Here is a 12651-nt window from a genome sequence, read left to right as displayed (position 1 = left end):
TCCCGATCGACGACGTGCGGGAGTATACGGAGCCGCCTGGGCCGTTACGTCGCATTCGGCGGTATTCGCGGGGTCCAGGCCGCCCCACCTGGCCTGCCGCGTTTCCGCACGTGCCACATCGTCGCAGATCAGCGAGTACGGTGATCCGCGGAAACGGGGCCTAACCGGTGGTCGCCGCCAGGGTGGAGCCGGTGCGGGTCTTGGTCACCTTGAGCTGGGCGGGGATGCGCGAGCGCAGCTCGGCCACGTGGCTGACGATGCCCACCGCGCGGCCGCCGTCACGCAGGCCGTCGAGGATGTCGAGCACGCCGTCGAGGGTGTCCTCGTCCAAGGTGCCGAACCCCTCGTCGACGAAGAGCGTGCCGATCTCGGCGCCGCCCGCCTCGGCCGTCACCACGTCGGCCAGGCCGAGAGCCAGCGCCAGAGAGGTGATGAAGCTCTCCCCGCCGGACAGCGTGGCCGGATCACGCTCGACCCCGGTCCACCCGTCGAACACCCGGAGACCCAGGCCGCCGCCGGAGCGCGACCGGGACCCGGCGGTCTTGGCCAGGTCGTGGCGGAGCAGGTAGCGCCCGCCGGACATGTGGTCGAGGCGGTCGTTGGCGGCGTCCACGACCTGGCGGAGGCGTTCGCCGAGCACGTAGGAGGACAGGCTCATGCTCCACTGGTTGTCGCCGGACGTGCCGGCGGCCAGCGCGGCCAGTTGCTCGGCCAGCTTGTGGCGCTCGGCGGCGGGCCGCCACCGGGCCACGCATCCGGCCAGCTCCTCGCGCAGCTCGGCCAGCCGGTCGGCCCTGGCGGCGGCCCGGTCACGGGCGGAGGCCAGGGCGGTGCGGGCCCGCTCGGCCTCGTCCCTCTCGGCAGAGAGCCGCGCCAGGTCAGGCGCCGGCTCCGCGGCCGCCGCTATCAGCTCCGGGTCCTCGAGTACGGCGGTGACGGCGGCGAGCTGGTCGTCCAGCCTGCGCAGCGTCTCGGCCTTGCTCTCCAGCTCGGCGGCGCTCCTGGCGGCGGCCGAGGCGTCGGCGGTGTCGGCGAACCCGGCCTCACGCGCCGCCTCCTGAGCGGCGTCGTGTGCCGTGACCCGCTCGCCTTCCGCGGCCACGGCCGCCCTGGTCGCCTCCAGCGCCTCCCCCAGCAGTTCGGCCTCGTCGGTGAGCCTGGTCAGCCGGGCCGTGATCGTGGGGTCGTCGCCGCGCGCCTCGTCCAGCCTGGCGCCCAGCCGGGCGGCATCGGCGCTCAGCTCCTCCTGGCGGGTCCGGCCGGCGGCCAGCCTCGTGGCCACCCGCCGCGCCTCCTCCTGGAGTGCCTCCCTCTCACGCCCGCGCCGCGTCACCTCCGCGACCAGCGCGCCTTCCTCCCCTGCGACCTCCCGCAGCCGGGCGACCTCCCGATCCAGCAGGCGCAACGCCTCACACACATCCTCCGGCCGGACCTCCTCACCGTCCGCCAACCCACGTACGTCCTCCTGATCGAGGCCTCTTGCCTCGTCGGAGGTGTCCGGGTGCTGTGTGGCGTTCTCAAGGTGACGTGGGGCGGCGTTCTCGATGACGTCGCGCAGGGTGAGGCGGGTGTGGAGGCGGGCGCGTTCGGCTCGCAGGTGGGCGGTGTGGGTGCGGTGGGCGGCCAGGGTCTCGCCCAGTTCGCGGGCGCGGTCGCGGACCTGTTCGCGCTCCGCCTCCGCCCGCTCCAGTTCGGCCGCCAGGCGCGGCTCGCGGTCGGCGACCTCGCGGAGGCGGGTCAGCTCCCGTTCGGCTTCCTCCACCCCGGCCTCGGCGTCCTCGACGGCCAGCCCCGCCGTGGCGGCCAGCGCGTCGGCGTGGCGGGAGTCCAGGGAGGCGAGCACCCGCTCGGCGGACTCGCGCTCGGCGACCGCCGCCTCGTGCTCGCGCTCGGCGTCGAGCTCGTCGTCCGGTGAGGGCGCGCTGGGCGCCGGGGACGCCGGGTGCGGGTGGTGGTCCGAGCCGCAGACCGTGCACGGCCGCCCGTCGGCGAGGTCGCGGGCCAGCTCGGCGGCCATCCCGTCGATGCGGGCCTGGCGGATGTCGAGCCAGCGCTCGCGCAGGTTCTGTGCCCGGTCGACGACCTCCTGGTGCACGGCCCGAGCGTCTTCCAGCTCGGCGGCGAGCGCGTCGCGGCGGCGGGCCTGGTCGAGCGTCGTGCGGGCCGAGTCCAGGACGGCGGCCGCCGCCGGGATGCCCGCCGCCTCGGCGCGTACCTCCGCCAGCCGGGCGGCGGCCTCGGCGACCCGCTCGGGCAGCTCCGCCTCGGCGGCCGCGACCTCCGCCTCCTGCTCCCCCAGCGCCTCCAGCTCGGTGGCCAGCCGGGCGAGCTCCCGATCGGTCTCGATCAGGCGGGCCGCGACCTCTCGTACGGCCTCGACCGCCGGGATCCGGGCGGCGGCGGCGCGCGCCCCGGCCAGCCTCCGCTCGCCCTCCTCGATGAGCGCCGGCAGGGCGGCCAGCCGCTCACCCACCTGCACGTCCTCGCGTCCGAGAGCGGTCAGCTCCTCCTCCACCCGGGCGAGGTCCCGCCGTACGACGAGCAGCCGTGCTTCCTCGGTGAGCAGCTCGGACAGGCGGGCGATCTCGCTCCGGCGTTCCCTTTCGAGGACGGCGAGCCGCTCGGGAGCCACCCACCCGGCCACGGAGACGTCCCCTTGCGACGGCTCGGCGAGGCCCCCGGGGGTACGGAGGAGGATCGGCCGCGCGCGGGCCAGGGCGTCGGCGGCGAGGGCGCGGGCCTTGGCCGCGGCTTCCGTGCGCTGGCGGGCGGCGGCGATGAGCGGGACGACGGAGCCGGCGCGGTGGGCGTCGTCGAGGATGGCCTGAAGCTCGGCGCGTTCCTCGGCCCGCTCGTCGAGGGTGCGGCGCAGGGTCAGGGCCTCGGCGTGGCGGCGCTGCCGTTCGGCGAGAGCGGACGCCCGGTCGAACCGCCCGGTCGCGGCCCGCCACGCCTCCTCGGCCTCGGCCTGGTCGTCGGCGCCGCGGGAGACGGCGGCCTCGGCGGCCTTCAGAAGGAGACCCGCCCAGGACACGGGGTCCTCCTCCGGAGCAGGCGGCTCAGGAGGGACACCGGCCTCCAGCGAAGCGGCCCTCTCCGTCGGAACGGACCTGACGCCCGGCGGAGTGGAACCGGTCGCGTTCTCCGCCGAGGTGAGGTGGAACCCGGCGGGGTCGGTCTCCGTCGGGATGGAGTGAAAGTCGGCGGAGTCAGCGACAGGAGTGGTCTCCGTCGGGACGGACGGGAGGCCGACCGGGTTTTGGGTGGAAGTGGTCCCTGTCGAGGTGGGCTGAAGGCCGGCAGGGGCGGGGGTGGGCTCCGGAGGGGTGGGGTGGAGGAGGGCGGGGCCGGCGGCTTCGGCGACTCGGTGGACGGCGTACGCCACCTGCTGGCGCAGCTCCTGCTGAGACCGGAACGCCTGCTTGCGGTGCTCGGCCAGCCACGCCTCGGCCTGGGTGAAGATCTTGACGGTGAACAGCCGTTCCAGCAGTTTGCGGCGCTCCAGCCCGTCGGCGCGCAGGAAGCGCGCGAAGTCGCCCTGCGGCAGCATCGCCACCTGGCAGAACTGGTCGGCGTTCATCCCCAGCAGCCCGCCCACCAGGTCGCCCGCCTCGTCGGCGCGGGTGGTCAGCCCGACCCAGCCGGAGCCGCGCCGCTCCTCGACGATGACCTTGGCCTTCTCCTCGGTGTAGCCGGTGCCGCGGAGCTTGGGCCGCTGCCAGGCCGGGGAGCGGTGGATGCGGAGTAAGCGGCCCCGGATGCTCACCTCGAGCGTCACGGACGGCCCCGCCCCGGGCGGGGCGTGGTCGCAGCGCAGGCTGCGGGCGCTGTTGCGCTGGCCGGGCACCTGCCCGTAGAGGGCGAAGCAGAGAGCGTCGAGGACGGTGGTCTTGCCCGCCCCCGTCGGCCCGTGCACGAGGAACAGACCAGATTCGGTCAACGCGTCGAAGTCGACCGTCTCGGGCCGGGGAAAGGACCCGAACGCCGTCAGCGAGAGCCGGTGCGGCCGCATCTACGCCATCGTCTCCTTCACCCTCGACTCCTCGATGGCCCGTCTTAGCAGCTCTTGCTCTTCGCGTGTGGCAGGCTCGCCGCGCACCTCGCGGACGAAGTCGAGCGCGACCTCCGCCTCCGGCCGCCCGTGCAGCCTGGCCGGCGCGGGCGCGGCCCGCTCGCCTTCCGGCTCGAAGGACAGGGCGAGCGTGTGGGGGAAGCGGGCGCGTAACCGGTCCATGGCGGCTCGCGGCCGTACGGGGTCGGTGAGGACGACCTGCAGCCAGTGATCCTCGACGTTCTCGTACCGGGGCGAGGTGAGCAGGTCGTCGAGCCGGCCCGAGAGGCCGCCGACCGGGCGCGGCACCGGCGCGGGCACGAACTCCGCCGCGGCCTCCTTCCCCGGGCCGAGCGTCACCAGCCAGGACCCCTTGAGCTGCCCCGCCTCGGAGAACGAGTAGGCCAGCGGGGAGCCGGAGTAGCGGACCGTCTCGGACATGCGCTGGCGGCCGTGGAGGTGGCCGAGCGCGACGTAGTCGACCCCGGCGAAGGCCGCCAGCGGGACGTGGGCGACCCCGCCGACGCTGATGTCGCGCTCGCTGTCGCTGGCCGCTCCCCCGGTCACGAACGCGTGCGCGAGCACCACCGAGCGGGGGTGGCGGGCGGCGTCGGCGCGGACGCGGTCCATGGCGTGGGTGAGCGCGGCGGTGTGGCTGCGCTCGGTCAGCTCCCAGGGGCGGCGGACCAGCTCGGGCTCCAGGTAGGGGATGCCGTAGAAGGCCACGTGGTCGATCACCACGGGCTCCCACGCCTGGGCGGGGTCGGTGCGGAGGTGGACGCCCGACGCCTCGATCAGGGCGGCGCCGAAGCCGAGCCGGCGCGCCGAGTCGTGGTTGCCGCTGATCAGGATCGTGCGCGCGCCCGCCTCCCGGAGGCGGCGCAGCGCCTCGTTGCACAGCGCGACGGCGTCGACCGGCGGCAGCGCCCGGTCGTAGACGTCGCCGGCGACGAGCACGACGTCGACCCGCTCGGCCCGCACGGTCTCCACCAGGTGGTCGACGAACGCCGCCTGCCCGTCGAGCAGGCTCTCGCGGTGGAACGAGCGGCCCAGGTGCCAGTCGGAGGTGTGCAGGATCCGCATTCGCAGGAAGCTAACAGGTCCCGCTGACAAATGCGGCCCCCTGCGCCACATGAGCTGGGAGTAAGCTGAAAGATCGACGGGCAAACCAACGCACATGGGGAGGCCGATGCGGACTGGCCGTGGCATTCTGAGCGTTGCCGCCGGTCTGTTGCTGGTGGCTCTGGCGTCCGTCGGGTACGTTCTGCCGCCCGCGTTCGACCCGCCGCCGCTCAAGGCCGATGTCGCATTACAATCGCTGCCTCCCCAGCCCCCCGCGGAGCTGCGCCCGGTGGCGAAGGTCTCCGACTTCCGGCAGGAGGAGATCTCGGTCCGGGCCGAAGGGCAGACGCTCCACGGAACGGTCCGATTTCCGGTGAAGCCGGGCCGCTACCCGGCGATGGTGTTCGTGTCGGGCTCCGGCAACGGGTCGCGGACGGAGTTCACGCCGCAGGCGGAGTTCCTGTCCCGGTCGGGCGTGGTGACGCTGGCGTTCGACAAGCGGACGGTCGGCTACAACTTCCGCGACCGCGACTTCTCGCTGCTCGCGGACGACGCGCTGCGCATGGTCGAGTATCTGCGCACCCGCTCCGACGTCGACCCGGTCCGCGTCGGCGTCTGGGGCGTCAGCGAGGGCGGCTGGGTGGTGCCGATCGCCGCGGCCAAGAGCGCGAGCGTCGGGTTCGTGGTGCTGGTCTCGTCGCCGAACGTCTCGCCGCTGCGGCAGGTCGCGTGGGCGCTGAACGAGCAGCTGCTGCGGCTGCGCGCCCCGGTGGGGGTGCGCGACCTGCTGACCAGGGCGATGGGCGCGGTCGGCTTCGACTTCCTGCGCTATGACGCGCAGCCCGCGCTGGACCGGATCGAGCAGCCGGTGCTGGCCTTCTACGGCACCACCGACCCGTCGATCCCGTTCGTGGAGTCGACGGACGCCCTGCTGCGCGGCATGAAGGCGGCCGGGAACGACCGCTACACGATCCGCTTCATGGCCGAGGGCGACCACGCGATGCGGGTGCGCGGCGGCGACTTCACCGCCGGTTACCTCGACACGCTCGCCAACTGGATCCTCGGCCTGCCGGCCACCGCCCGGCCCACGGCGCACGTCGCGGGGGCGACGCCGGTGCAGCGGTTCCAGGCGGCCGACGTGCCGGCCGCGCCGTGGTACGCGGGCGGCACGATGCTGGGACTGACGATCTGCCTGGCCGCCGTCGGCTACGTGGCGGGCCCGGTCGCGGCGATGGTGGTCCGGCTGCGCGGCCGGCATCACATCCCTGAGCTGAACGCCAGGCTGTGGCCGCCGATCAGGCGCAGGCTGGCCAAGATGGTGTGGACCGGTCTCGGCCTGCTGCTGTCGGTGGTGGCGTTCATCATGCTGCTGGTGCTGTTCAGCATCAACCAGGCGGGGGCCTGGCCGGCGGTGCTGGCGGGCTGGCTCGTGGTGCGGGTGCTGGCGGTGCTGATGCTCATCCAGGAGGTCACCGCGGTGGCCGCTGTGGTGTCGGGCCTGCGCGAGGGCATGCGGCCGAGCCGCTGGCAGCACGTGGCGATCGCGGGCGTGCTGGGCGGCACCGGCCTGCTGCTCGTCGCGGCGGCCTACTACGGACTGTTCTCGTTCCCCTGGTAGGGGCCCGCATCGGCGCGGACTACGTCAGCCCGGCCGCTGGACGCGACCCGACATAGGTGGCCATCCAGCGGTCGAGCTCGGCGAACACCTGCTTGCGCACCGGCTCGGCCGACAGCACCAGGTCGTGCACGCCGCCGTCGACGCGCACGCAGGTGACGTGCGGGCCGAGCGAGGTCGCCCAGCGGGCCATGTGTTCGGGGTCGAGCACGATGTCGGCCGAGCGTGCTTCCGGTACGAAGTCCCGTACCCGGAGGCCCTTGCCGGCGGCGAGGACGAGCACGGGCACGTCCACCTTCAGCCCGCACTGCAGGCGGCGCTGGGCGCGCCGGATGGCGGCCAGCCAGGTGGCGTGCACCGGGAACCCGCCGAGCGGCTTCAGCTCCAGGTCGTAGTGCCACTCGCCGCCGTGGTCGCGGTGGAGGCTGTGGCCGTAGGCGTGGCTGGAGCCGAGCGGGAGCGGCCTGAGCACGTACGAGAGCGGGGTCTTGAGCAGGTCGGCGGCCAGACGGAGCGGGCGGGAGACGTTGAGGTCGAAGAAGGGGCTGTTGAGCACGAGCCCCTGCACCAGGCCGCGGCCGCGGACCCGGTCGGCCCAGAGCGGGGCGATGAGCCCGCCGGTGGAGTGGGCGTTGATGGTCAGCTCGTCGTGGTCGCGCCGGATCAGGCGGACGGCCTCGTCGATCTCCGGGAAGTACTCGGTGACGCTGCGCACCAGGCCGCGGGTCTGGTGCGGCAGCAGCGATCGGCCGTACTTGCGCAGGTCGAGCGCGTAGAAGTCGATGCCGTGCCCGACGTAGTGGTCGGCCAGGTGGTCCTGGAAGAAGTAGTCGGTGAAGCCGTGGATGTAGAGCACCGCCCGGCGCGATCCGGTCCGCTTGGAGATCAGGGTCGCCACGACCTCGCCCTCGTAGTCGGGCGGCATGGCGAGCACGGTCGTCTCGTACATGTCAGCCACCATACGGATCATCGGGCCACGACGGCACTCCCGGGGGGAGGTCCTCGCCGACGGACATCGGAAAGGCGGGCGGCCGCTTCTCCAGGAACGCGGTGACGCCCTCGGCCGCGTCGGCGGCGGGGCCCAGCTCGGTCATGAGCCGGGAGTCGGCCGCGTGCGCCTCCCACGGCGAGGACGCCGACAGCCCCGACCACATCAGCCTGCGCACGGCGGCCACCGACACCGCGGAGGTGTTCTCGGCGATCTCGCGGGCGAGCGCGTACGCGGCGGGCAGCAGTTCCTCTCCCGGGTAGACGCGTGACACCAGCCGGCCCTCCAGCGCTTCGGCGGCGCCGAAGACCCTGCCGGTGGCGGCCCACTCCATGGCCTGCGCGATGCCGACGATCCTGGGCAGGAACCAGCTGGAGGCGGCCTCGGGCACGATGCCGCGGCGGGCGAAGACGAACCCGAGCTTGGCGGTGTCGGCGACCAGCCGGATGTCCATCGGCAGCGTCATCGTGAGGCCGACGCCGACGGCGGCGCCGTTGATCGCGGCGATGACGGGCTTGAGCGATCGGGCGACGCGCAGCGCGACGGTGCCGCCGCCGTCACGCGGATAGCCGTTCACCAGCTCGGCCTCGCGTCCGGACCGGCCGAACGTGCCGCCGCCGCCGCTCAGGTCGGCGCCCGCGCAGAAGGCCCGGCCCGCGCCGGTGACGACCACCGCGCGCACCTCGTCGTCGGCGTCGGCCAGGTCGAAGGCCTCGATCAGCTCGGCGCGCATGGTCAGCGTGAACGCGTTGAGCCGGTCGGGGCGATACAGGGTGATGGTCGCGACCTGGTCGGCCACGCCGTACTGGATCTCGGTGAACGCCATGGACCGAATCTTATTCGGTGACAGATGTTCATCCATTCATAAACATAGATTTCGTATTTTGTCCGTAGGCTGCCGCCTCGATTCGGGCCTATGTGATGAACTTCGGGGAAGCGGTGATCTGGTGTTCCAGGGGAGGATTCGGGTGGGTGCGCTACGGCTCGTCGGCTGGCTGGTGCTCGCTGCGCTGGCGCCCGGCGCCGCCCACCTGAAGGCGGGGTGGCGCAGGACGGGCCTGACGCTGCTCAGCGTGTACGCCGCCGCCCTGCTCGGGCTCCTCGCCCTCTGGCTGACCACCGACCTGGGCTCCCTGGCCGGGGTGCTCGTCGACGACACCTCGCTGGTGCTGGGCACCTTCGCCGCGGGCCTGCTGGGCATCGCGTGGTTCACCCTGATCGTGCACTCGTTCACGGTGCTGCGGCCCGGCCTGCTGCGCCAAGCCGAGCAGATCGTCACCGGCGCGCTCGCCGGGCTGCTCGCCGTCGCGGTGCTCACGCCGTTCGCGCTGGTCACGCAGTACGCGTGGACGGGCCGGGAGACGATCAACCACATCTTCAAGAACCCCGGGACGGACCCGCAGGCCGACGGCGACCGGCCGGTGCCGGCCGAGGACCCGTGGGCCGGCCGGGAGCGGGTGAACATCCTGCTGCTGGGCGGCGACGCCGACGACCACCGGCCGGGCGTGCGCACCGACAGCATGCACCTGGCCAGCGTGGACGTGAAGACGGGCAACACGGTCCTGTTCAGCCTGCCGCGCAACCTGGAGAACGTGCGGTTCAAGCCGGGCACGCCGATGGCCGAGCGCTTCCCCGACGGCTTCCGCCTGCCGGCCGACGCCGCCGGCGGCCGCAGCGACCTGCTCAACAGCGTCTGGGAGTACTCCGACGCGCACCCGGAGATCTTCGGCGGCAAGCGTGACCAGGGCCCCGGGGTCCTGATGGAGACCATCGGCCACACGCTGGGGCTGGAGGTCGACTGGTACGCGCTGGTCAACATGTGGGGGTTCGCCCGGCTGATCGACGCGATCGGCGGCGTCACCATCACCGTCGAGCAGGACGTGGTCTTCGGCAAGTACAACGAGGGCCTGGTGAAGGCCGGCACGCGCAGGCTGAAGGGCGCGGACGCCATGTGGTACGCCCGCTCCCGCACCAACAGCGACGACTACACCCGGATGGGCCGCCAGCGATGCGTGATCAGCGCGCTGCTCCACCAGGCGGACCCGGCGACGGTGCTGTCCCGGTTCACCGCGATCGCCGGGGCGACCGAGGATCTGGTCGAGACCGACATCCCCCGCGACATGCTGACCCATCTGGTGCCGCTCGCGCTGAAGGCACAGGACGCGAAGGCGACCAGCGTCCAGTTCGTACCGCCGCTCATCAAGACGTACGACCCCGACTGGCGGGAGATCCGCAAGCTCGTCCGCAAGGCGCTCCGCGAGTCCACCGGCGCCGCGCCGGTCGCGGCCTCGGCCACCCCCGAGGCCAGTTCCGAGGCCACCCCCGAGGCCACCCCGGACGCCACCCCCGAGGCCACCTCTGCGGCCACCCTCGCGGCCACCGCCACGCCGTCGCCCTCGAAGACGCCGAAGAAGACCGCGGACCCTGACGAGAGCTCCGCCACGGACCTCTCGGCGGGCTGCGGCAAGGCCTAGCGCCCGCTCCCCGAATCCGGCTCAGCCGGTGAAGGTGAAGTAGTCCTTCGCCAGGCGGCGCAGCCGGGTCTCGTCGACGGTGTGGCCGAGGCCGGGCTGGGTGAACGGGACGGCGATGACGCCCGCGTTCGCGCCGACGATCGGGGTGACGATCTGGTTGTTGCGCGGCGGTTGCGTCACGTCGCACGGCAGCGTGCAGCCCGGCAGGCTGCCGACGGCGACGGTGGCCGCCCTGGCCAGCCCGGCGCCCTGACCGCCCGCGCACTGGATGTCCCACCCGGCCGCGACCGCGCGGTCGTGGGCGCGGCGGGTCTCGCTGATCGACGGGAAGGCGGACGGCCGCAGCAGCAGCACCCTGGCCGCGCGCAGCGTCAGGTAGTCGTCGAGGTCGGCCGTGCGGTGGACCTCGACCGCGACCGAGGCGCTCACCTGGTCCTGCAGGTCGGCGTGCGCGTACACGTCGCCGGCCGGGAAGGGGCGCTCGATCACCTCCAGCCCGTAGGAGTCGAGCGCGACGAGCTGGCCGCCGTCGGTGTAGGCGTTGCCGCAGTCGACGGCGAGCGTGAGCGCGGGGTAGGCGGCGCGCACGGCCCGGACCGGCTCGACGTCCCAGCCGGGCCGCACGTCGAGCGTCACGTGGCCGTAGCCGGCGCACACCTGCTGGTTGACCCGCGTCACCAGGCTCTCTATCGACAGGTCGGGGGTGAGCCGCACGGTCGCCATCAGCGAGGTGCGGGTGCCGCCGATCGCGTCGGCGAGCGGCACGCCGCGCATCCGGGTCCACAGGTCCCAGCAGGCCATGTCGACGGCCGGGTCACCGCTGGGCACGCTGTCGGGGTGTTCCCAGTCGACGCCGATGAGCACCGCCCCGAGCGTCTCCTCCAGCCTGGACCAGGACTTGGGCGCGGGGCTGACGGCCTCGCCCCAGCCGGTCATGCCGCCGTAGTCGGTCAGCTTCACCAGCAGGCACTCCGTGCGCCTGCCGTAGGGCAGCACGACACGAAGCACCTCCAGCTCCCGCACTCGCGGCATGAGCCCCCCTCTTATGACGCGGCCTCCTCCAGTGTGCCTGCCCCGGCGAGGTGGACGAAACGGGGGGCCACCCACGCGGCGCCGAGAGCGAGCAGCACGGTGAAGGCGAGTCCCACGAGGTAGCCCTGCCCGGTGGCGGTGAACAGGGCGCCGCTCACGGCGACGGCGACCACGGTGAACACCGACTCGCCGACCCCGAGCGCCGCCGCGTTGCCGCCCTCCTCGCCCTTCGCCGACATCTCCAGGACCAGCACCGACACCGTGGGGTGGAGCATGCCGATGCCCAGCCCGGAGATCGCCATCGCGACGTGCGCGAGCCCGATCGGGACCGCGTCGACGAGGACGAGCGAGACCAGCGAGATGCCGGCCGCGATCATGAGGGCGCCGCCGCGCAGGGCGGTCATGTTTCCGATCGTGCCGCGGCCCTTGATCCAGGAACCGGCGGACCAGCCGAGCGCGCCGACCGTCAGCACCACGCCCGCGGCGGCCAGCGACAGGCCGCGCTCCTGGGTGAGCATGAGCGGGATCAGGACCTGGGCGGCCATGAGCGAGCCGTAGGCGAGACCGCGCAGCACGGGCCCGCTCGGCAGGCCGCGGGCGGCCCTGAGCGACCCGGCGGGCAGCAGCCGGGGCAGCGCGACGGCCAGTAGCGCGCCGCCCGCGGCCAGCAGCGGCACGCCGCCCAGCCCGAGCGCGCTGCCGTACTGGATGAGCGCGGCGGCGACGGCGGTGAGCGCGGCCCAGGCGAGCTTGCCGCCGATCGCCGGGGCGTCCGCCGCGCCGGCCCCGCCCGTGGCCCGGTCGCCGCCGCCCCGCCAGAGCAGCAGCGCCGCGGGCACCACGATCAGGGACACGCCGTAGAAGATCCACCGCCAGCCGGCGTGCTCGGCCACCAGCCCGGCGATCGTCGGCCCCACCATCGAGGGCACCACCCACGCTGCAGAGAACAGGGCGAACACCTTCGGGTGCAGCTCCGGCGGGTAGACCCGGGCCACGAACACGTACAGCGCCACCTGGATCAGCCCGGCCCCGAGCCCCTGCACGAACCGGCCCGCGACGAGGACCTCCATGGTCGGCGCCGCGCCCGCGAGCAGCAGGCCGGCGACGAAGGCGGCCACCCCCGCGGCGATGGGCGGCATCGGCCCGCTCCTGTCGCTCCACCGCCCGCCGAGCACGGTGGCGATCACGCTCGCCGCCAGCGTGGCGCTGAAGGCCAGGTTGTACAGGTGCAGGCCGCCGAGCTCGCGGGCCACGACCGGCATCGCGGTGGTCACCGCCATCGCCTCGAAGGCCACCAGCATGATCAGCGCGACCAGCCCCACGCTGAGCCCGCGGTATCGGGAGGAGAGCACGCCGGGGGCGCGCTCCGCAGTCATCGTCATGATCCGTCAAGCTACGCGAACCGGCGGGCCGGCACATCGGGCGCAGG

At 73.6% G+C, this 12651-nt stretch carries 8 protein-coding genes; 2 read left to right on the top strand and 6 right to left on the bottom strand.

Annotation, left to right across the window (positions count from 1 at the left end):
• Nucleotides 1-160 precede the first annotated feature (160 nt).
• Nucleotides 161-4012 carry an AAA family ATPase gene (locus tag ABD999_RS02305; RefSeq protein WP_271279229.1) on the bottom strand — a complete coding sequence of 1284 codons (3852 nt, stop codon included), beginning with the start codon at nucleotides 4010-4012 and terminating at the stop codon, nucleotides 161-163.
• Nucleotides 4013-5134, bottom strand: coding sequence for an exonuclease SbcCD subunit D (locus ABD999_RS02300; protein WP_271279230.1), 1122 nt, complete (start codon nucleotides 5132-5134; stop codon nucleotides 4013-4015).
• Nucleotides 5135-5240: 106 nt separating this feature from the next.
• Between ABD999_RS02300 and ABD999_RS02295 the strand changes: the two genes are divergently transcribed.
• Nucleotides 5241-6731, top strand: a complete 1491-nt coding sequence (locus ABD999_RS02295) for an alpha/beta hydrolase family protein (protein ID WP_271279231.1) — start codon at nucleotides 5241-5243, stop codon at nucleotides 6729-6731.
• A gap of 19 nt (nucleotides 6732-6750) precedes the next feature.
• Here ABD999_RS02295 and ABD999_RS02290 read toward each other — a convergent pair whose 3' ends face one another.
• Together ABD999_RS02290 and ABD999_RS02285 are read right to left on the bottom strand one after the other, a co-directional pair.
• Nucleotides 6751-7677 carry an alpha/beta hydrolase gene (locus tag ABD999_RS02290; protein ID WP_148030538.1) on the bottom strand — a complete coding sequence of 309 codons (927 nt, stop codon included), beginning with the start codon at nucleotides 7675-7677 and terminating at the stop codon, nucleotides 6751-6753.
• A 1-nt stretch (nucleotide 7678) separates the two neighbouring features.
• Nucleotides 7679-8542 carry an enoyl-CoA hydratase-related protein gene (locus ABD999_RS02285; RefSeq protein ID WP_271279232.1) on the bottom strand — a complete coding sequence of 288 codons (864 nt, stop codon included), beginning with the start codon at nucleotides 8540-8542 and terminating at the stop codon, nucleotides 7679-7681.
• A 142-nt stretch (nucleotides 8543-8684) separates the two neighbouring features.
• Here ABD999_RS02285 and ABD999_RS02280 point away from each other — a divergent pair, with 142 nt between their 5' ends.
• A complete protein-coding gene (locus tag ABD999_RS02280; RefSeq protein ID WP_261808431.1) occupies nucleotides 8685-10190 on the top strand; it encodes an LCP family protein in 1506 nt (501 codons plus the stop codon).
• Nucleotides 10191-10211: 21 nt separating this feature from the next.
• On the opposite strand, the gene ABD999_RS02275 is transcribed toward ABD999_RS02280, so the two are convergent.
• Nucleotides 10212-11222, bottom strand: coding sequence for an enolase C-terminal domain-like protein (locus tag ABD999_RS02275; protein WP_271279233.1), 1011 nt, complete (start codon nucleotides 11220-11222; stop codon nucleotides 10212-10214).
• An 11-nt stretch (nucleotides 11223-11233) separates the two neighbouring features.
• A complete protein-coding gene (locus ABD999_RS02270; RefSeq protein WP_345482530.1) occupies nucleotides 11234-12604 on the bottom strand; it encodes an MFS transporter in 1371 nt (456 codons plus the stop codon).
• Between the last annotated feature and the right edge of the window lie 47 nt (nucleotides 12605-12651).

Origin of the sequence: Nonomuraea ferruginea, from assembly GCF_039540635.1 — a bacterium.
GTDB classification, from domain to species: Bacteria; Actinomycetota; Actinomycetes; order Streptosporangiales; family Streptosporangiaceae; genus Nonomuraea; species Nonomuraea ferruginea.
This window is presented reverse-complemented; position numbering and strand designations above follow the sequence as displayed.

What these genes read in the sequence shown, in the direction of transcription:
- ABD999_RS02305 (WP_271279229.1), bottom strand. Translation starts at nt 4,012, where the DNA reads ATGCGGCCGCACCGGCTCTCGCTGACGGCGTTCGGGTCCTTTCCCCGG.
- ABD999_RS02300 (WP_271279230.1), bottom strand. Translation starts at nt 5,134, where the DNA reads ATGCGGATCCTGCACACCTCCGACTGGCACCTGGGCCGCTCGTTCCAC.
- ABD999_RS02295 (WP_271279231.1), top strand. Translation starts at nt 5,241, where the DNA reads ATGCGGACTGGCCGTGGCATTCTGAGCGTTGCCGCCGGTCTGTTGCTG.
- ABD999_RS02290 (WP_148030538.1), bottom strand. Translation starts at nt 7,677, where the DNA reads ATGTACGAGACGACCGTGCTCGCCATGCCGCCCGACTACGAGGGCGAG.
- ABD999_RS02285 (WP_271279232.1), bottom strand. Translation starts at nt 8,542, where the DNA reads ATGGCGTTCACCGAGATCCAGTACGGCGTGGCCGACCAGGTCGCGACC.
- ABD999_RS02275 (WP_271279233.1), bottom strand. Translation starts at nt 11,222, where the DNA reads ATGCCGCGAGTGCGGGAGCTGGAGGTGCTTCGTGTCGTGCTGCCCTAC.
- ABD999_RS02270 (WP_345482530.1), bottom strand. Translation starts at nt 12,604, where the DNA reads ATGACGATGACTGCGGAGCGCGCCCCCGGCGTGCTCTCCTCCCGATAC.